Annotated in this window: 18 protein-coding genes; 14 read left to right on the top strand and 4 right to left on the bottom strand. The window is 53.9% G+C overall.

What is annotated here, in order from left to right; all coding sequences use genetic code 11:
- Positions 1–26 precede the first annotated feature (26 nt).
- The 6 genes from NSQ46_RS01735 (at position 27) to NSQ46_RS01760 (ending at position 6,098) form a co-directional block, all read left to right on the top strand.
- Positions 27–728: a response regulator transcription factor gene (locus tag NSQ46_RS01735; RefSeq protein WP_341342527.1), complete on the top strand. Its 702-nt coding sequence runs from the start codon at positions 27–29 to the stop codon at positions 726–728.
- The gene (locus NSQ46_RS01740; RefSeq protein ID WP_210094026.1) at positions 725–2,092 is read left to right on the top strand and encodes a HAMP domain-containing sensor histidine kinase; all 1,368 of its coding nucleotides are present in this window, start codon (positions 725–727) and stop codon (positions 2,090–2,092) included. The genes NSQ46_RS01735 and NSQ46_RS01740 overlap by 4 nt, the downstream gene beginning before the upstream one ends.
- An 82-nt stretch (positions 2,093–2,174) precedes the next feature.
- Entirely contained in the window at positions 2,175–2,852 is a 678-nt protein-coding gene (locus tag NSQ46_RS01745) for a PepSY domain-containing protein (RefSeq protein WP_007128845.1), read from the top strand.
- A gap of 179 nt (positions 2,853–3,031) precedes the next feature.
- On the top strand, positions 3,032–3,739 hold the full coding sequence (locus tag NSQ46_RS01750) for a PepSY domain-containing protein (RefSeq protein ID WP_028404108.1): 708 nt from the start codon (positions 3,032–3,034) through the stop codon (positions 3,737–3,739).
- Positions 3,740–4,109: 370 nt separating this feature from the next.
- Positions 4,110–4,427, top strand: coding sequence for a phasin family protein (locus NSQ46_RS01755; protein ID WP_007128843.1), 318 nt, complete (start codon positions 4,110–4,112; stop codon positions 4,425–4,427).
- A complete protein-coding gene (locus NSQ46_RS01760) occupies positions 4,428–6,098 on the top strand; it encodes an AarF/ABC1/UbiB kinase family protein (RefSeq protein WP_341342526.1) in 1,671 nt (556 codons plus the stop codon). It abuts the gene before it with no gap.
- A 21-nt stretch (positions 6,099–6,119) separates the two neighbouring features.
- Here NSQ46_RS01760 and NSQ46_RS01765 read toward each other — a convergent pair whose 3' ends face one another.
- Positions 6,120–6,683, bottom strand: coding sequence for a hypothetical protein (locus NSQ46_RS01765; RefSeq protein ID WP_007128841.1), 564 nt, complete (start codon positions 6,681–6,683; stop codon positions 6,120–6,122).
- A gap of 122 nt (positions 6,684–6,805) precedes the next feature.
- Between NSQ46_RS01765 and NSQ46_RS01770 the strand changes: the two genes are divergently transcribed.
- The 3 genes from NSQ46_RS01770 (at position 6,806) to NSQ46_RS01780 (ending at position 10,266) form a co-directional block, all read left to right on the top strand.
- Complete coding sequence (locus NSQ46_RS01770) at positions 6,806–8,380, top strand: DEAD/DEAH box helicase (protein ID WP_341342525.1); 1,575 nt, start codon at positions 6,806–6,808, stop codon at positions 8,378–8,380.
- Positions 8,381–8,458: 78 nt separating this feature from the next.
- A complete protein-coding gene (locus NSQ46_RS01775) occupies positions 8,459–8,800 on the top strand; it encodes a DUF3243 domain-containing protein (protein WP_007128839.1) in 342 nt (113 codons plus the stop codon).
- 224 nt (positions 8,801–9,024) lie between these two features.
- Positions 9,025–10,266 carry a hypothetical protein gene (locus NSQ46_RS01780; protein WP_341342524.1) on the top strand — a complete coding sequence of 414 codons (1,242 nt, stop codon included), beginning with the start codon at positions 9,025–9,027 and terminating at the stop codon, positions 10,264–10,266.
- 198 nt (positions 10,267–10,464) lie between these two features.
- On the opposite strand, the gene NSQ46_RS01785 is transcribed toward NSQ46_RS01780, so the two are convergent.
- Complete coding sequence (locus tag NSQ46_RS01785) at positions 10,465–10,995, bottom strand: hypothetical protein (protein ID WP_341342523.1); 531 nt, start codon at positions 10,993–10,995, stop codon at positions 10,465–10,467.
- A gap of 301 nt (positions 10,996–11,296) precedes the next feature.
- On the opposite strand from NSQ46_RS01785, the gene NSQ46_RS01790 reads away from it, so the two are divergent.
- The 5 genes from NSQ46_RS01790 to NSQ46_RS01810 all read left to right on the top strand — a co-directional run bounded on the left by NSQ46_RS01790 (position 11,297) and on the right by NSQ46_RS01810 (position 16,586).
- The gene (locus NSQ46_RS01790) at positions 11,297–11,776 is read left to right on the top strand and encodes a glutathione peroxidase (protein WP_341342660.1); all 480 of its coding nucleotides are present in this window, start codon (positions 11,297–11,299) and stop codon (positions 11,774–11,776) included.
- 474 nt (positions 11,777–12,250) lie between these two features.
- Positions 12,251–13,612, top strand: a complete 1,362-nt coding sequence (locus tag NSQ46_RS01795) for an FAD-dependent oxidoreductase (RefSeq protein WP_342576203.1) — start codon at positions 12,251–12,253, stop codon at positions 13,610–13,612.
- A 139-nt stretch (positions 13,613–13,751) separates the two neighbouring features.
- A complete protein-coding gene (locus tag NSQ46_RS01800) occupies positions 13,752–14,354 on the top strand; it encodes a DUF4352 domain-containing protein (RefSeq protein ID WP_007128834.1) in 603 nt (200 codons plus the stop codon).
- A 269-nt stretch (positions 14,355–14,623) separates the two neighbouring features.
- The gene (locus NSQ46_RS01805) at positions 14,624–15,220 is read left to right on the top strand and encodes a TetR/AcrR family transcriptional regulator (protein ID WP_144877945.1); all 597 of its coding nucleotides are present in this window, start codon (positions 14,624–14,626) and stop codon (positions 15,218–15,220) included.
- A 112-nt stretch (positions 15,221–15,332) separates the two neighbouring features.
- Complete coding sequence (locus NSQ46_RS01810) at positions 15,333–16,586, top strand: MFS transporter (protein WP_342576208.1); 1,254 nt, start codon at positions 15,333–15,335, stop codon at positions 16,584–16,586.
- A 148-nt stretch (positions 16,587–16,734) separates the two neighbouring features.
- Here the strand turns inward: NSQ46_RS01810 and NSQ46_RS01815 are convergent, their stop codons facing one another.
- A complete protein-coding gene (locus tag NSQ46_RS01815; protein ID WP_144877947.1) occupies positions 16,735–18,150 on the bottom strand; it encodes an amino acid permease in 1,416 nt (471 codons plus the stop codon).
- 294 nt (positions 18,151–18,444) lie between these two features.
- Entirely contained in the window at positions 18,445–20,271 is a 1,827-nt protein-coding gene (locus NSQ46_RS01820) for an APC family permease (RefSeq protein ID WP_144877948.1), read from the bottom strand.
- Positions 20,272–20,281 lie beyond the last annotated feature (10 nt).

Below are 20,281 nucleotides of genomic sequence, written 5' to 3' on the forward strand. Positions count from 1 at the left end.
CGGAGCATGCCTGTAGGAGGGATTGGATGAACAACGGGAAGATTTTAATCGTCGAAGATGAAGCTAAAATATCCCGTCTGCTGGAAATTGAGCTGGAGAGCGAGGGCTATGAGGTTGCCAAAGCGGATAACGGACTGGATGCGCTGAGCGTATATCGAAGCGGGTCCTTCGATCTGATTCTGTTAGACGTCATGCTGCCGGGCATGAGCGGCATCGAGCTGCTGAGGCGCATCCGGAGCCAGGATACGCACACGGCGGTGCTGCTGCTCACCGCCAAGAGCTCGGTTGAGGATAAGGTGTCGGGTCTTGATCTGGGGGCTAACGATTATATCACGAAGCCGTTTCAGATCGAGGAGCTCCTCGCCAGAATCCGGGCAGCGCTTCGCCTTCAGGGGACGCGCCAGAACGACAATGAGCCGGGAGGAGAATGGCTTTCCGCCGGTGACCTTAAGCTCCATGAAGGAACGCGCGAGGTCGTCAGGGCCGGAACGAAGATCGAGCTGACGCCCCGAGAATTCGATCTGCTCGTTTACCTGCTCAAAAATCAACGGCAGGTGCTGAACCGCGAGCAAATTCTGGCGGCGGTATGGGGATACGATTATTACGGCGATACGAATGTCGTCGATGTGTACATACGTTATGTGCGGAAGAAAATCGATCTTGACGGCCTGCCCGATCTGATTCATACCGTCCGCGGCGTCGGCTATGTGCTGAAGGACAGCCCATGAAGCTGAGCAGCCGAATTCATCTGTATTCATCGGTACTTATGGCGGTCATTCTGATCGTCATGAATATTTTGGTTTACTTTGTATTCAGCCGGATGACGGTGGATAGCCAGCTTAAGCAGACGAAGGCCGAAGCCGTGCAGATCGCCGGTAATATGGTGGAGGCCGCGAAATCCGTCCCGCTCGCCGACTTGCAGCGCAGCTATGTTCCGGCTGGCGCAGGGATCAAGGTGGTCATGCCCGATAACAGCAGCCCCCAGCGGTTGACGACGGCGCCAGGCGTGGAGCTGGACGGCCTTGATGAGCCGTATGATACAAGGGAGCAGGTGCGGCTGATCACGATCCAAGGGGAAACGTACGCATTCGCCTCGATCCCGGTCATTTGGCCGGACGGCTCGGTTAACAATATTCAGCTTGCACGCACGCTTGCTCCAACGATGGATATTCTGAAGGCGCTTCGTGTCGTGCTCGTGGCCGTCACGGCCATCGGCCTGATTCCGATCGTCGTGTCGACCCGCGTGCTGGGCCGCTTGATTATGCAGCCGATAACGGCGCTCACCCGCACGATGAAGGATATCCGCGAGAGCGGACGGTTCCGCCGGATCGAGCTTAAGGAGCAGCCGAAAAACGAGCTGACGGAGATGGGAGCGGCATTCAATGATATGATCACGCTGCTCGAGAGCAATCATGAGAAGCAGGAGCAGTTCGTATCCAACGCCTCGCACGAGCTGAAGACCCCGCTTACGATTATCGAGAGCTATGCCAGTCTGCTGAAGCGCAGAGGACTTGAGCGGCCGGAGCTGTTTCAGGAGTCGGTGGAAGCGATCCATTCGGAAGCGATCCGAATGAAGGAGATGACCGAGCAGCTGCTGCTGCTGGCGAGGAATCAGGATTCATGGAAGATCGAGATGGAATCCGTGGAGCTCTCCGAGCTGGCAAACGGATCGGCGCGTGCGATCCGGGATGCCTACAGTCGGAAGGTTGACGTCCGCGCTGAAGGCGAGGTGCACGCCTGGACGGACAGCCGCAGGCTGAAGCAGCTGCTGTTCATCCTCCTTGATAATGCCCGCAAGTACAGCGATGAGTCGATCGTCATCGAAGTCGGAAGGAAGCCGCCCGGGGTATATATTCGGGTCATTGACCGGGGAATCGGCATATCGAAGGAAGATTTGGAGCATGTGTTTGACCGTTTCTACCGTGTCGATGAAGCTCGCGGCAGGAAGACCGGCGGAGCAGGCCTCGGCTTGTCGCTGGCGAAGGAGATTGCAGAGGCCGTCGGGGCAGAACTGGAGCTCGAAAGCCTGCCGGGAGTCGGCACCACCGCCACGATCCGGCTGCAGCCTTCCGGGACCCGAGGTCAAGGTTAAACGCCCTTTTGTTTCTCATCGATTTCTAACCTTGCTGCGGTATACTTGCGTTAATGAACAGAATCTACCCGAGGTGATTGGGATGCGAAAACAAATGGGGATGCTGACGGGCGGTCTTCTGCTGGTCGTCGTCGTGGTGGCCGGTACGCTGCTGTGGAAGCCGTTCAGTGTTTCGTCCGAGCGTATGAGCGAGGATGAAATTATAGGTAAAGTGGAAACTCTCTACCCAAATGGGACGATAACGGATACAGCGCTGGACGGCGATGTGTACCGGGTTCAGCTGGTGTCCGATCAAGGCAAATATGATTTGGCTGTGGATGCTCGCGAAGGCAGCATTGTGTCGATCGAACAGCTGGAGAAGGGAAAGGGCGGGTCTGGCAATCAGGATCCGACCGGACAGCAGCCCGAGCCTCCTGATCCGGATAACCGCGGGACGGGTCAGAGCGAGGGTCAGGGACAAGGCCAGGGGAGTAAACCACCTTCGGAGCCGAATGGGGAGGGGTCAGGCGGAACCCCGGAGGACTCTGACGATGGCGAAGGCACCGAACCAGAGAATCCGCCGATGCGGATGATCACGAGGGAGCACGCCGAGAAGGTATCGCTTGCTAAGGTTCCCGGGACGATCGAGGATATCGAATACCGCGAGGATGACGGCGTTCGTTATTATCTGGTCGAAATTGAGAAGAGCGATGGGCGGGAAGCCACGATCCAGGTTCATGCCATTACCGGCAAGATTATGACCGTAACGTGGGATGATTAGGGAATGGATCAGACGAGTTACTTCTTGATTTCACTTCGTGATCAAAAGACGATCTTTTGAACAACCTCTTTTATCATTTATCATCGTTTTCTAATCTTTCTCTCTGAATGCTCTCATATTGGAGCGTTATAATGAAATTGTAAAGAGAACGATCGATAAGACATGAGGAGGTTATTACGATGGGAAAGAACAAGATGAAGAAAAAAATACTGTGGGCCGGCGCGCTGTCCGTGGCTATAGCGGCAAGCGGCGTATACGGATATAATGCCGTGCAGGCTGCGGGCTCGAACGGAAGTGCAAGCACCGGTACGACGACTGCAGCGCAAACGGGCAAGCAGCTGATCAGTGTCGAGAAGGCGGAGCAGCTTGCACTGGCTGTCGCCAAAGGAACGGTAAAAGATATCGATCTGGTACACTATAAAGGACAGCTCGCTTATAAGGTGTACATCCAACAAAGTGATCGGGGCACCAAGCTATGGATTGACGCATCAACCGGCAAAACGCTCGGGAAGCGGACTTTCGAATATCACCACCACTATGATGGAGATGATGATTTTGATGATGACCGCGATCGTTATCCCAGCGGCTTGATCGGCGCAGGACAGGCCGCTGCAGCTGCATTGAAGCATGCGGGAGGCGGCACGGTGACTGACGTCGATCTGGATGAGGACGATAACCGCTGGATCTATGACGTTGAAGTGAAGACCTCCAAAGGCAGCATGGAAGTCGAGGTCAACGCCCTGAGCGGGAAAATCGTAAAGTCCGAGTACGATCACGACGATGATGATCATGATGACGATCATGACGATGATCAAGACGACCGTTACGATAATGATCATGACGATAATGATCATGACGACGATGACGATGATCGTTATAACGATTAAGATTGAGTGATCTTATGAAAAGCGTGCAGACCGTGGGGCAATGCCCTGTCGGTCTGTTTTCTTTTCCTCGACTAGGCGTTAACAGATCGGTATCCATGCTCTCATATTTACGGCCGGATCCGGGTAATTCTAAGTATATGAGATTTTGCAACATCCAAAGATCGACTTCCCATCAGCACAGTTATAGAGCGAAACGGCTTTGTTCGTCTCTGGATTTGACCCGGGGAGCGGCTGGAATCTAAATTTTCACAATGCCGGCCTATAAACCGGGAGCGCTCACAGGACATGGGTGCTGAAGCTTTGCGGATAGATGTTTTTACCAGCGCGAACGGTTATAATGGAACCAGACAAGATCGGGAGGGATAAAATCATGAGTGATCTTTTTAAGAAAGCAATCTCGTTAGGATTGGGCCTTACCGTTGTCAGCAAAGAAAAAGTCGAGAAAATCGTGGACGATCTGGTTAAGCGCGGGGAGCTGGCGCCCACAGAATCCAAAGCGCTGGTGAATCGCCTCATCGAACGCGGCGAGGAAGAGCAGTCCCAGATCAAGACGTATATTTATGAACAGGTGCAGCGCGTACTGTCCGAACTGGACGTGCCGAAAGGAACCGATGTCGCGAGCCTGGAACAGCGCATCGCTGTCCTTGAGAGGAAAATCGTGGAATTGGAAGGGCCGCAGCAGGATTAGATGGCGGTCCGAATGAGGCATGCCGGACGCTACCGGGAAATCGCCATGGCGCTAATGCGCCATGGCTTTGGCTATATGGTGGAGGAGATGGGACTGTTCCATGTCCTGTCGATGCCCGTCCGCTGGAGCTCCAGGGAGCAGCCGGAGACCGTTACGCTCGGGGAACGGATTCGGAGGGTGCTGGAGGATCTTGGACCGGCATTCGTGAAGCTGGGCCAATTAGCGAGCACAAGATCGGATCTGCTGCCTGACCATATTATCCAGGAATTGGTCAAGCTGCAGGAGCGGGTTCCTCCGTTCTCTTCCGCCAGCGCGCGGGAGCTGATCGAGCAGGAATGGGGCATGCCGATACATGATGTACTGCAGGAATTTGAAGAGAAGCCGCTTGCCGCCGCTTCAATCGGACAGGTGCATGCCGGCCTGCTGAAGAGCGGTGAGCGTGTAGCGATCAAGGTACAGCGGCCGGGTGTGGCCAGGATGATCGGCCGCGATCTGGAAATCCTGCGGGACATGATCTCGATCGCCGAGCGCCACTGGGATTGGGTGAAGCAGTACCGGGTCGACCGGATTGTGGATGAATTTGCCAGAGCGATGATGGCGGAGCTGGATTACAGTCACGAGGCACGTAACGCTGAGAAGATTTCATCCCGGCTGGATGACCATGAGTATATCCGTATTCCCCGGATATATTGGGAATATACATCCTCGAAAGTGCTGATGATGGAGTTCGCGGAGGGCATTACGCTTAGCCGCCGGCAGGAGCTGGCCGCAAAGAACTATGACCTGAAGGAGATTGCGGAGCATCTTATAGACGGCATGCTTCAACAGATTTTTATCGAAGGCTTTTTCCATGCCGATCCCCATCCGGGCAATTTGCTTGTCGCCGAGGATGGAAAGCTCGTCTTCCTGGACTTTGGACTTGTCGGGCAGTTGAGCGAGGACATGAGGGATCATCTTTCGGGGCTGATCATTGCTTTGATGCGCCGAAATTCGGAAGGGATGATCCGCGCGATCTCCAAGATGGGACTCATACCCGATGATTGCGATATGGACGCCTTGCGGTCGGATATGGATCGGCTGCGGAGCGAATATTATGACGTGCCGTTCTCTCAAGTGCGCTTGGGGAAGGCGCTTACCGACCTGTTCACCGTTGCCCAGCGGCACCGGATTATGCTCCCGCCGGATTTGACGCTGCTCGGCAAATCGCTGCTGACGCTGGAAGGAGTCATCGAAATGCTGGATCCGGAAATCAGCATCATCGACATGGCGGAGCCTTTCGGACGGAAGCTGCTGAAGGAGCGCTATAATTCGCGCAGGATTGGAAGGAAGGTGCTGGACGGATTGGCGGGGCTTGCAGAAAGTCTGCTGGATTTGCCCGGACAGGCCAGGCAGCTGTCGGCCTTGATCAGCAAAGGAAAGCTCCGGGTGGAAATCAGCGTGCCGGAGCTGCAGCAGCTGATGCGGAAGCTGGACCAGATCAGCAACCGGCTCTCATTCAGCATCGTGTTGCTGGCCTTCAGCATCATTATGGTTGGACTTATCATCGGTTCCTCCTTGAGCCGGGAGCCCATGATGCTATGGAATTTCCCGGTGATCGAGGTCGGGTTCATCGTGGCGCTGCTCATGGTGGCATGGCTGCTGTATTCGATCTTTAAATCGGGCCGTTTCTAGCCGTGGGCTTATCAAGGCTGTTTAGCCAGGGGCCGCGGCTTTGGCCCGTTTACGCTGCTGGATCCAAGCCTGAATGCCGATCAGGACCCATTCTATGAGATGATAGAATACGGCGATGATGAGCGCATGGAGCCAGCTGCCGACCGGAACGGCAGGGATCACCGACGCGAGTGCGTAAATCAGGATCGAATCGGTGATCACGGTGACGGTCTGCTTGACGTATACGGAAGCGTCCCGCCGCAGCCATAGGCGCAGCAGGGTGATCATGATCGGGTGCACGAGGCCTTCAAAGATCAGGAACCCGATCAAGAGCAGCAGGGGCAGGCTTAGCAGCACGCCGCCGCTGTTATAGGCAAGCATCTGTCCCGCAGAATCGGTCACCCGGAACAGGAGTGCATACAGGATGGAGAACAGCTCGATCGGCACAATGATAAAGGCTGCGAGAAGCGGAACAAGCCACAGCTTTCTCTTAAGGGGGACGGGCGGCTCCCCGTCCCGTCTTGAAACATAATTCATCATCATGTTAATCAAGGTGAGCAGGATCAGCAGAACGAGTACAGTGACTATGAGCTGGAGCGGATTCATTCGGGACACCTCCTTGCCGTGGTGGGATGAATCTTCTAATATTGACATTACCAAAGACAGGGTCGTTTGTCAGTTTCTTAATACGATTCAATAGCGAAAAATACTTAAATGAGGTGGAACGTTTGCCGAACTTTCAACAGCTGGGCATTGACGAGCAGAGAGTGAGAAAATTGAAGGAGCAGGGAATCGCGGTACCGACGCCGGTGCAGCAGGAGACGATTCCGCTGCTGCTTGAAGGGAAGGATGTCATTGCCCGGGCGCGGACCGGAACCGGCAAAACGCTGGCCTTTATGCTCCCGATTTTGCAGCATATCGATCCGAATCGTCCTTTCCCGCAAGCGCTCATCATCGCGCCAACCCGGGAATTGGCCCTCCAAATCACGGAGGAAGCCCGGAAGCTGACCGCAGGGGAAACGGACGGGATTAAAATATTGGCCGTGTACGGCGGCCAGGATGTCGAGAAGCAGCTGCGCAAGCTGGAGGGCGGCCGGCATTTGATTATCGGCACGCCGGGAAGGCTGCTGGATCATCTGCGACGCGGCACACTGGAGCTCGGCGGGGTTAAAATGCTCGTGCTCGATGAAGCGGATCAAATGCTGCATATGGGCTTTTTGGCCGAAGTGGAGGCGCTGATCGATGCCCTTCCATACCGACGCCAGACGATGCTCTTCTCGGCTACGATGCCTGCAGGGGTGAAGCAGCTTGCGGCTCGTTACATGAATAAACCTGAAGATATTGTTATAAAAGGGGCATCCCCCATTCCGTTGGAGCAGATCAAGCAGGTGGTTGTCGAGTGCACCGACCGGTCCAAGCAGGACGCCCTTCGGGCCATGATCGAGCGCTACCGGCCGTTTCTTGCCATCATCTTCTGCCGTACCAAGCGGCGGGCATCGGCTCTAAACGAAGCCCTGCTTGCTGCCGGATACGAATCGGACGAGCTTCACGGTGATCTGTCCCAAGCCAAGCGTGAAGCGGTCATGAAACGGTTTCGGGAAGCCAAGCTTCAGCTCTTGGTCGCCACGGACGTGGCAGCCCGGGGGCTGGATGTGGAAGGGGTTACCCATGTTTTTAACTACGATATGCCCCATGATGTTGAAAGTTACATCCACCGGATCGGCCGGACGGGGCGCGCGGGAGGCAGCGGAATGGCAGTGACCTTTATGGCTGCCAAGGACCGTTCGGACCTGGCGCGGATCGAGGAGGGCATCTCGCTTCGCTTGAAGCGGGTGCGCTATGACGCACACGAGGGGAACGTCCAGGAGGAGCGCGCGAACAATGCGGGTATGGAGTCCGGCCGTCCGAGAAAAGCTAGACATGTCTCTTCGCTTGAGTCTGACCGTGAGCGGGGGCAAGGCGGCGGGCGAAGAGAAGGCGGAACGGGCTCGGCACGCCGCGGCCAGTCGGACCGCAGCTCCCGGGGAGGCGGCGGCAGCGCCGATGGCCGGGGAGGCCGCTCCCAAGCCAAGGGGAGAGCGGAGCAGCCACGCAGGGAAGAGAGCGGCGGGCCCGGGAGACGTGCAGGCGCGGAAGAGCGCAGCCGTGGGCAGAGCAAGAGCCAAGGCGGTGCCGGCCGTGGATCGGCAAGATCCGGCGGCCGCAGCGGCAGCCCCGCCCGTGGCCAGGCCAACCAGGGCGGCAGCCGCGGCTCCGGCAGCCGGGGAGGACGCGGCCGGAGCGGTGGACGGCGCGGCCGTTAACGCCATCCGGTGGTTCATTTGCAGGCCTTGCGGTTAATAACTGATCGTTATCTAATCCAATCACAAGGAGGCGTTATCATGTCTGAACATAATCATGTCGTGAACAAGAACGGTGAGCTCGATGTAAGTAAGGTCGATGACGCGATAGATCGGATTGACGATAAGGAGAAGGAGCGGATCCTGGCTGATTTCGACTCGTTTCAGGCCTATTTGAACAAGCGAATTCAGCTGGCCGAGAGCATCGGATTGAATGAGGAGCAGCTTGCCCAGGCGGCGGAAAAGGTGGCCGGCTATCTGGCTGCAAACGAAGAGCCTAGAAATTCGGAGGAGAAGCTTCTTCAGGAATTGTGGAAGGTGGGCACACCAGAGGAGCAGCACAAGCTGGCTCATCTCCTCGTCAAGCTGGCCCAGAAACGCTAGGCTTAGGCATTTTCAAAGAGCGTCATAGGTCTTCTCCGGCAGGTGATGCCGGGGAAGGCTTTTTTTGATTTACCGCCATCTTTGTCCGATAGATATACATGGAGCTTCCTAAAATAGGGCCTAAATTCATCTCCTCTTGGAAAGGATTTTGCCGTATTATAAAGGTTAGAGCATTTATACATAAAGGATGATATTCAATCGTTGAAGACAAAGGAGTTGCCTGCATGTCGCTGTTGATTCATGAGCAGAAAAAGCCCAAGATGCAGCCCTTTTACTGGGTGCTGACGTTTGAGGCGTATACGATCGGCATACTGATCGGCCTTGGGCTGATCGTCGGCCCGGTAATTCTTCTGCTTCGCTGGCCTTCCGTCTGGACCTGGCTTAGCTTGCTGGCCGTGCCTGTCGGAATGATCATGTTGGTCAAATTGTTGAAAAGCCTGAGAAATCAGGTGTGGGCCAATACGCATCTGGACCGATTCGCGCTGTATGAGGATCGCGTTGAATACGAGCTGTGGGATTCGGCTACGGGAGAATCGGAGCAAGGGAGCGTCTTCCTGACCGATGTGGTGGAGATGTACTATGGCCGTTACGTGCTCCAATACAGCTATGCTTATAAGAAAACCAAAATGATGGAAAAAAGCGCGATGTTCGAATTGATGCCGGTCCTGTACCTGATTGCCCGAAGCGGAATGGGGGAGCGGGCCATCGCCGTTCCGTTCCTGGATCCGATGGACGCGAACCGCTGGCTGGAGGCCATGGGCCGAAGAAATATACCGTTATACCTTACCTCGCTCGTCATCCATGATTTCCGTGATGCATCGGTGCCGCAGCAGCTGCGGAGCGATGAGGATTTGAAGGCAGCGGAATTTGACGGGAATATCGAGCGTGACTTCCGTCCGTACATGGAACAGCTAATCGAAGAGGAGCAGCATCGCGAGTATACGGAAGCCGAATTGGAAGAGCTTGAGCATGAGATGAAGCGTCTGGAATACGAGGAGGAGCTGAGAAAAAGGAAATCCGCCTTTCGCGGGGTCGGCAAGCTGGCTTGGCTCGTATTCCCGGTTCAATTCGCCATCGGCTTTTGGCTGGTAAGATTGGCCGAGAACGGCTCGATTGACCCGAATAATTACGGGTACACGACTGTATTATTCGGGTGCTCGTGCATATTGTTCTTTACCTTAGTGAAATGGATGCGCTGGCTGCAGATGATTATTTTTTCCTTGGCTTCACTTGTTTCATTCTTTTTTGTGGACTTTTCGGATGTCGAAACCGATCCGTCCTACATGATGTCCGGGAATCTCATAGCCATGTCCTTCATGCTTCTGCCCCTATATGGTCTGATCTATCTTGGGGTTCGCCGATTGCGGAAGAACCGCGATGCCAAGAATTTGCCACCGGCGCCTGAACCGTACAGACCAGCCCGGCACACCCCGGAATCGGAGATCGATTTGTCAAAGGGTCAGTAGCTGTAATGCTGAGCGGAAGCAGCTATTCTGTTCCCGTACGCTTCACCAATTGACGGATGGATGATCGCGCAAAATAAACTTCTTTAGTGAGTAGTGAGCATAAAGCTTGTCGGTTGCATGTGTGGTGTTTGACATGATCGCACGTGTCGAGAATACCTGTCGTCGCTGCGCCCCATATGAGATCACAGAAGCGCAGCCCTAGGGCTGCGCTTCGTATTGGATGTAGTAGGTATCCATCGGCTGACTTGTATATGTCGTGTCGAGCTCCTTCTTCTCCCCGGGTGCGAGCGTCACGTGCTCGTAAGTTTTAGCAAATACGTCTTCTTTGTCCTTATCGTAAACGGAAACTTTTATATTGCCGGTGAATGTTTCGCTGCTGTGGTAATTGCCGGCATAGACGAGAATATCGGCACCATCATCATTTTTGTAAGCTCCGACATAAACCATGATATGATCCTGGACGCTCATCAAACTGGATTTCTCCTTCTGTTCCGCGAAACTCTGGTCCAGCTCGGCCAGCATCGTTTCTTGCTTATACAAGGAGTCTTGGGTGATCAGACCCACGGGAATCGTCACGATAAAATAAAATACCAAAGCCGTGAGGCCGGTACTGCGCAGTATGGTTTTCCGGTCGTAACGGCCAATCATAAGTCCTACCCATGCAATCAGGACAAAGAGGAGGACAATGAGATGCCAAGGGGATAAAAACATTTCTGGGTACAATTTCATGCTTCTTCCTCGCTTACATGTGAAATGGCAGCTCCATGCTGCAGCAGGGTACGCCCATCCAATCCCATTCCCGGGAAGGGATAGGACGAAACTGAAGACCTGCACGGACGGCAAAACAGGCTGTGAATGTTCCTCGCCTGCCCATATAAAATTATCATAATACAAATGTTTTCATTTGGGTATCAGTCCGAGGTATGGAAATTTGGTTCACCCCATGATTTCAGGTATGATGAGGAATAGATGGTGCACGCCGGATCAGCGTAATCCAAACAGGGTCGCACTATAGAGGAGGGAATGAATGATGTCAATCTATGATTATCAAGCCGTCGATACACAAGGCAAAGCCATTTCGCTTGAGGATTATAAGGGCAATGTGCTGCTTATTGCGAACACGGCCAGCCAATGCGGGCTGACTCCGCAGTACGGGGAGCTTCAGGAGTTATATGAGCAGTACAAGTCCAGAGGTCTGGAGGTGCTAGGCTTTCCTTGCAACCAGTTCGGAGGACAGGAGCCGGGTTCAAGCGAGGAAGCGGAATCGTTCTGCCAATTGAATTACGGCGTAACGTTCAAGATTTTCGGGAAGATTGATGTAAACGGGGAAGAAGCCCATCCGCTCTTTCAATATTTGAAGTCTCAGCAGCCAGGTCCTGAAGGAAACGGAGAGATTGCCTGGAACTTCACCAAGTTTCTTGTAGATCGGGAGGGTCAAGTCGTGCAGCGGTTTGAGCCGCGGGAGAGCCCTGAATCGATGAGAAGCGCAATTGAATCGCTGCTGGATTAAAGATTTCGAGAGTTTTGCGAATGCGAAGAGCAGGGCTGTAAGTGCCGGGATCTAGCTGGACGATCCGGTCACTGCAGTCCTGTTATTTGCTGTGCAGCCCCTTTCAAAACATCTGGCTTCGGTGTCAAACGTACCTGGCGGAAACGACCGAATTAGTATGCTCTGAAGCCAGCTCGTTCATTCCCTTTTATCCAGTCTCAAAATCGGAATAACAGTCTGCCGTTTGCGCAATCATAAGAATCAATGGAATGAGTCACAACAAGATTGTGAATTTGTGAACAAAGTGTGGCTATTTCAAAAGCCTATTGAAATGTGAATAAAATCACATTATAATGAAACCATAGTCCAAGTGAATTAATTCACAAACGAGCTTGGGCATCGGATCAAAATGGCATCAACGGTTACCAAGCATGATTCCATGCCAAACAGATCATCTTAAACAAATACAAGCTTTACTTTGGAGGAGGAAAAACCATGAAAGTTGCCGTTATTGGTTGTACCCATGCAGGAACGTCTGCCATTGTAAATACCGCCAAGCTGTATCCAGATGCACAGATTACCGTTTATGAACGCAATGACAATATTTCCTTTTTATCGTGCGGCATTGCACTGTATGTCGGAGGCGTCGTGAAGGATCCGGATGGATTATTCTATTCCTCGCCGGAAAAGCTCGAAGAGCTGGGCGTCGACACCAAGATGCGCCACGAGATCGTATCGGTTGATACCGACCGCAAAACCCTTAAGGTGCGCAATCTGGTCACGTCCGAAACCTTTGACGATACGTACGACAAGCTGATCATTACGACCGGCTCTTGGCCGATCGTTCCGAAACTTGAGGGCATTGACCTGGACAATATCCTGCTCTCGAAGAATTACCGCCATTCCAATACGATTATCGAAAAAGCGCGTCATGCGAAGCATATCACCGTCGTAGGTGCCGGGTATATCGGCGTCGAGCTGGTCGAGGCCTTTCAGCAAAACGGCAAGCAGGTTACGCTGATCGACAGCGCTGACCGCATTCTGAACAAATATTTGGACCGTGAATTCAGTGATCAGATCGAGAATTCTTTCCGGGAAAAAGGAATTGAGCTGGCACTCGGTCAGACGGTAACCTCCTTCCAGGGAGAGGAGGGCAAAGTAAACAAGGTGATTACCGACAAGGGAGAAATCCAAACGGATCTGGTCATCCTCTGCATCGGCTTCCGTCCGAACACAGGGCTGTTTAAAGGACAGGTCGACATGCTCGACAACGGAGCCATCGTTGTGAACTCGTACATGCAGACCAGTAAGCCGGATGTCTATGCAGCGGGCGATTGCTGCTCGGTGCTCTATAACCCGACAGGCAAGATGATGTACATTCCGCTGGCGACGAACGCCGTGCGGATGGGGACGCTGGTTGCCCGCAATTTGGTGAAGCACACCACCCCTTATATGGGGACGCAAGGCACCTCGGGCCTCAAAATTTATGAGCATAACATCGCGTCCACTGGGCTGACGGAAGGAGCCGCTAAGGATGAAGGACTTCAGGTCGAAGCCGTAACGATCACCGATCATTACCGTCCGGAATTTATGCCTACGTCTGAATCGGTAACATTGAAGGTCGTATATGAGACGGAAACCCGCCGCGTAATCGGTGCCCAAGTGATTTCCAAGGCAGACTTGACCCAGTCGATCAACACGCTGTCGGTATGCATCCAGAACCGGATGACGATTGACCAGCTGGCCTTTATCGATTTCTTCTTCCAGCCGCATTACAACAAGCCGTGGAACTTCCTGAATACGGCGGGATTGCAGGCGCTGCCTGAAATCCAAACCGAGACACCTGTGCACGTATAACTCATCCCTTCGAAGCCCCCCTTTCCAGGGGGCTTTTTCGTGTTTATGCAGGATTTTGCGAACGCATGGCGAAACTATTTAAGTTCAGGATTAAGGAAAGATTCTAATCAAGCCATGACTGCGATAGGAGGTAATATGAATGAGGATGAATCCGATGATGATAAAAATTTCGGCTGCAATACTGACGATGCTGCTTATTGGAGCCTGCTCGAATGATCAGGCTGCTCCGCCGGCGGAACAGCCCCCTGCCGTAAGCGGAGGCGGCGATTCAGGCAATGCCTCAGGGTCCGCTGAAGACCCTTCAGCCAAGCCCCAAGAGGATCAGACCGCTACGCCGGACGGTGGCAAGAAGCTGAGTGCCGGCGAGACAGGCGTTGTCGGCGATACGATCGACTATTACGGAATCGTGATTACGCTGAACGGATTGCGGGAATCGGAAGGGGACGATTATAAAAAGCCCCAGGATGGCAATATGTTCAAGGTTGTCGATCTAACCGTTAAAAATAACGGAACCGAGCCGGTGGTCATTTCGTCCGCCTTATCGTTTGCGCTGACAGATGACCAGGAGGTGCACTATACGCCGGCGATCTCCTCGGATGTGCAGACCCTCGATGGAACCATAGCACCCGGGGAGGAGCTGAAGGGTGAAATTTCCTATGAGGTAGCTAAAGATGCCAAAGGTCTGCAGCTGAGCTTCGGGGATCCGATGAAGATGGACAGAGCTGTCTGGAATTTGGAATAAGACGAATCATAGCTAAGAATGTAGGCAGCACGATGACAGGAGGGTTTTCGATAAAACGAAAGCCCTCCTGTTCTAGTTATTCAGGCCTTTCCTTTACATTGCGGGAGGGTTGGGGTATGATGGATGAAATTAAACCGCATAGTCGGTTTTTTTCTGAAATCAACGAATTGGTTTGAACAATGGCGATAAATCGGGCTCTGGTTCCACCCAAGAAGGGCTGCAGGACCTTGTCCGTAACGGCAATTCATTGTAGCAAGGAGTGCTTTTCGATGGCAACAGAGAAAGCTCAACGGAAGCGGGACCTTATTCTGGAGAAAGCGAAGATGCTCTTCATCCAGCGCGGATATGCGGCAACGTCCATGGACGAATTGGTCAAGTTTACCGGTGCCAGCAAGGGCAGCATCTATTACCATTTTGACAGCAAGGAGGATCTCTTTATCCAGCTACTTGCCAAACAGAATCAGGAATGGATGGAAGCATGGCACGAGAAGAAGGCGAAGTACGGAAGCTTTGAAGAGAAGCTGTATGGGATCGCTGATCATATGGTCGATGATTTTCAAAACCCGCTCACGAAGGTTGCAGAGGAATTTTACATCAACCAGCCGAATGACAATACGCTGCTGAATAAATTGCTGGCGATCCTGCAGGGGCCGCGGGCCCTGTACCTGGAAATCCTGGAGGAGGGTGCCGATCAAGGAATCATTTCTCCGGAGGATATCGAGGAAGTATCCGTTATATTCGGATCCCTTCTCGACGGCTTGTCGACCACGTTCTATGAACGGTCACAAGAGGAATTGCGCATGCTGTACCGGAAGGGCGTCAGCATTTTTCTGCAAGGGGTGATGACTGGGCGAGCCGAGGACTGACCGGATGACCAAGCTTCTTTTGATAAAGCATAGGAACATGCGAAGGCATGCTCCGTGCTTTTATGAATATAAATAAACCGACTAGTCGGTTTCAACTAAGGGGGCATGAACAATGAAGCATCTGTTTCGCAACAAAGCATTTGTACTGCTCACGATTTCGGATGTCCTGCAGAACATCGGCATCTGGATCCGCAACATGGCGCTGCTCTACTTCATTATGGAGAAAAGCCATCATAACCCGGTAGCCATATCGCTTCTGACCGTTATTGAATATGCGCCGATCTTTCTGGTTTCGATTATCGGCGGCGTACTAGCCGACCGCTGGCGGCCGAAGCGCACGATGATTTGGGGGGACATCCTGAGTTTCTTATCCGTGCTGCTCATCCTGTTCGTCGTATTTGCAGGATATTGGCAGGCGGCCTTCGCCGTGACGCTGATCTCGGCCGTTGTCTCCCAATTCTCCCAGCCGTCCTCGTTCAAGATCATCAAGCGCTGCTTGCCGGATGAGCATGTCTCGTCGGCGACGGCATTGTCCCAGACGCTCATGTCGCTGTTCATTATTCTAGGGCCGATGATCGGGACGACGATCTATCAAGCCTTCGGCCTCGAAGCGTCACTGATTGGTCTGCTTGTCATATTTGCCGGCTCTGCCGCCGTATTGGCATTCCTCCCCTCGCATGTGGATGAAGCAGCGGATAGGGCCGACTCTGCAAGCTCTTTTACAGAAGAACTGAAGGAGGGCTTCCGCTACATCGGTCGTACCGGATGGCTGAAGGTGCTTTTGGTGGTTTATGTTCTTCTGGCGCTCGGGGCGGGACTTGTCCAGCCGCTCGATATCTTTGTCATCACCGAGCGGTTGATGCTGGATATGACCAGCGTGCAGTGGTTTACCGCGCTTGAGGGTGCAGGGATGCTGATCGGGGGGATTATTGCTGCCGTCATCGCCGGGAGGGTGAAAGGCTCGTATCTTCTGTTTGCTGGTCTTGCCTTCCTGGGGGTGTCCACATGCATCGAAGTACTGTCGAAGTGGCCGCTCCTGACCGGTGCCATGCGTTTTGTTACGGGCGTGCTGATGGCGCTGGCGCAAACCGTCTTGATGGCGCTGATGATGCGGCAGGTTGATGAACAATATATCGGGCGTCTCAATGGCGTCATGACGCCGGTCTTTACCGGCATGCTGCTGATCGGCTCCGGACTGACGGGATGGTATATGGCGGCATCGTCGATCATTGCGGTATATTTCACGGCAGGAGCCATATTCCTGGTATCCTCGTTCGTCAGCATAAAGCTTCCCGCCGCCAAGGTGCCGGTTGAAGGCATGCCTGCCGGGCCGACGGCTGCCCCTAAAGGCGTGATGGAATCCTAGAGCGCTCAGCTCAACAACTTACTTATAAGAAAAGAGAAGGGACTGTCCCAGGTCAATGGACCTTACGGGAGAGTCCCTTCTTCTCTTCGTTAATGATGAGGTCAAGGCTGGTTTAATCTATGGTAGCGCGCAAGACGTTCACTCGAAGTCAGGATTCGTCTGGTGCTGCGTCTTGGCGCAGCGAGCTGTGCCTGTAACCATACACGGCGTAGATAATGATGCCGAGCCCGATCCAGACGATGAACCCGATCCAGGTGATCCGCTGCAGCGTCGTGAGCAGGTACAAGCAGCTGAGCGTGGCGATTAAGGGCAGCCATGGAACCAGCGGCACGCGAAAGGTCCGCTTGAGGTTAGGGTGCGTCTTGCGCAGGACAATGATGCCGAGAGAAACGGTAATAAAGGCGAACAGCGTGCCGATGCTGGCCAGGTCCGCCAGGTTTCCAAGCGGAACGAAGCCCGACAGCGCCGCGATGCAGATCCCGGATACCCAAGTGCTGAATACGGGCGACTTCGTCTTCGGATTGACCGAGCTCATCCGTTTCGGGAGCAAGCCGTCCCGACCGAGTGCGTACAGCAGCCGGGATTGACCGAACAATACCCCCATGAGGACGGTGGTCAGGCCGGCGAGGGCTCCGAGCGAGATGAAGTAGGACATCCAGTCCTGCTCAATATACAGCAGCGCGAAGGCGACAGGGTCCTTCACGTTCAAGAGATGATACGGTACAAGGCCGGTTAATACCGCCGTAACGGCAATGTATAGGATGGCAACGATAAGCAGAGAGCCTAATATGGCGACTGGCAGGCTTTTCTGAGGCTGCTTCACTTCCTCCGCAGCTGTGGCGATGACGTCGAAGCCGATATATGCGAGGAAGGCGATGGCCGCCCCCGTCATGACCCCTTCGATGCCGAACGGAAGGAACGGCGTCCAGTTGTCCGGCTTCACGTAGAAAACTCCGACACCGATGAACAGAACGATGACGGCTATCTTCAGATATACCATGATGGTGTTGAGCCGGGTCGATTCCTTCGCACCCCGGGATACGATCCATGTAATCAACAGCGCGATGACGATCGCCGGCACATCCACGTATGTGCCTTTCGCAGGATTGAAGGCACTTGTAATGGCAACAGGAAGATGAATATTGAACCCGGACAGAATGCTCTGCACATACCCCGACCAGCTGCTGGATACGAGGGCGCTTGCAAAGCCGTATTCCAGGAGCAAATCCCAGCCCATCAGCCAAGCGAGGCCTTCCCCAAAGGCGGAGTAGCTGTACGTATACGCGCTGCCGGCTACCGGCACGGTGGAGGCGAATTCGGCATAGCATAGTGCGCAGAAGGCGCATACCAGCCCTGCCAGGAGGAATGACAAGATCAGTCCCGGACCGGCATGGGTGGCGGCCGTCACGCCGGTTAATACGAAAATTCCCGTTCCCACGATAGAACCGACGCCAAGGACGATCAAGTCCATGACGCCGAGCTGTTTCTTCAATGCGGAACGCACTTCTCCGCCTGTCAAAGGCGGAATCGGCTTCTTGCGAAGCAGATTGTGTTTCAAGCTCATAAATGGAGTCTCCTAGATGTTTATTTAGATAGATTTCCCCGATGCATGACCCATCCATTCCGACATTATAAAGAAAAATAAGACGCTTTGAAAGCCTAAGGCTGCCTGTCCCCAGAAAAAAGCCTATGTCGAAGGTGTTGGCGGCCATGCGCGTACGCTTTCCTTCGGTAATTACCAGTCTCTTCCCAATCCATCTCAGAAGAATCAGCATCAGCCGCTTGGGAGCGGATGTGGGAAGCGAACCGGATGCAAAGGCAGAAAAAAGCCCGTCCCCGCCATGGGTCCGGGCTGCAGCTATTTCTTCAAATGATAAGGAACCGTTGTAAGAATAACATCCCGCCGGTAAAGCAGATGAGCGCGAATGAGCAAGCTCGACTGATTGTGCAGGAAGTTGTGCCACCCCTTCTTCGGAATGAACTGTGGAATGACGACCGTCACCTGGTAGTCGGACTCGCTGGCCTTGCGCTGTACCGTGTCGATGAATTTAGTGAGCGGCGAGATGATGCTGCGATATGGCGAATGCAGCGTCACCAGCCGGACGTCCGGCTGCCACTTCTTCCATTTTTCCTCGAAAGCAATCTGGTCTTCCCGTTCGAAGTTCACGTAAACGGCGATGATTTGGTCAGCGGACAGTGATTTGGCATAATTGAGCGAGTTCTCCACCACATGCGTAATGCCGGCTACCGGCACGATAATGATGTTGCCTTCGATCGGCTTTGCCGGCTCGCAGGTCGTAATCCGCAGCTGATCGGCGACCGCCTCATAGTGATTCCGAATCCGGGTGAAAATCCAGATGATAAGCGGCAGAAACAGAAGCACCGACCACACCTGGGCAAATTTCGTGAAGAAAAAGATCAACGTTACCGCAAAGCTGATAACAGCCCCCGTCGAGTTAATGACCAGCTTGGGGATCCAGCCTTGAGGCTTCTCGCGAATCCACTTCACCATCATTCCCGTCTGCGACAAAGTAAACGGAATGAATACGCCGACGGCGTACAACGGGATCAGATGCTCGGTTTTGCCCTCGAAGGCCACGATCAGCACGATGGACAGAAGGCCAAGGATGATGATGCCGTTGGAATACCCCAAGCGGTCCCCCCGGACCGTGAACATTCGCGGGATGAACTTATCCTTTGCCAGGTTGACGGCCAGCAGAGGAAATGCCGAATACCCCGTGTTGGCGGCCAGGATCAGGATTAACGCAGTAGTCCCCTGAATGAAATAATACAGCGCGTTCCGGCCGAAGGTATGCTCGGCGATTTGGGAGACAACCGTCACCTCTTCGCTGGGGCTGACCCCGTAATAATAGGCCAGGAATACGATCCCTGAAAATAACAGGGCGAGCAGGGAGCCCATCGCGGCCAGGGTTTTGGCGGCGTTGTTCGGCGCGGGCTCCTTGAAGTTCGGGATGGCGTTGGATATGGCTTCAACCCCGGTCAGCGCCGAGCTGCCTGAAGCGAACGCCCGCAGGAGCAGAAACAGGCTCAGTCCGGCGACGGGCGTGCCGATCTTGGTGTGCAGGTCCGGCGAAGCGTGGCCGGTTGCAATATCGTAGAGACCGACGCCGATCAGAATAAACAAGGCCAGCACGAACAGGTAGACCGGATAGGCCAGGATCGAGGCGGATTCCGTCACGCCCCGCAAGTTCAGCACAGTAAGAAACAGGACGAACAGCACGGCGATCCCGACGTTATAGGGACGAAGCTCGGGAAAAGCCGACGTAATCGCATCCGTCCCGGCCGATACGCTGACCGCAACGGTTAGGATATAGTCGACGAGCAAGGAGCCTCCGGCAACGAGGCCTGGATACATGCCCAGATTCCGTTTCGACACGACATAGGCTCCACCGCCCTGCGGATAAGAGAAGATGATCTGTCTGTACGATAAGATCAGCGCCAGCAATAAGACGAGAACGCCGATGGCGATCGGGATGGAATACCAATAGGCAGCCGCGCCGACAGTCATCAGCACCAGCAGGATTTGCTCGGGGCCGTAGGCGACGGATGACAGGGCATCGGATGACAAAATCGCCAGGGCCTTGGTTTTATTCAATTTTTGATCGCCTAATTCATTGGATTTGAGCGGTCTTCCGATGAGGAAGCGCTTGATGGAAGATAGCATCGTGTTTCAC

Origin of the sequence: Paenibacillus sp. FSL M8-0142 (assembly GCF_038597315.1) — a bacterium.
GTDB lineage: Bacteria > Bacillota > Bacilli > Paenibacillales > Paenibacillaceae > Paenibacillus_AQ > Paenibacillus_AQ lactis.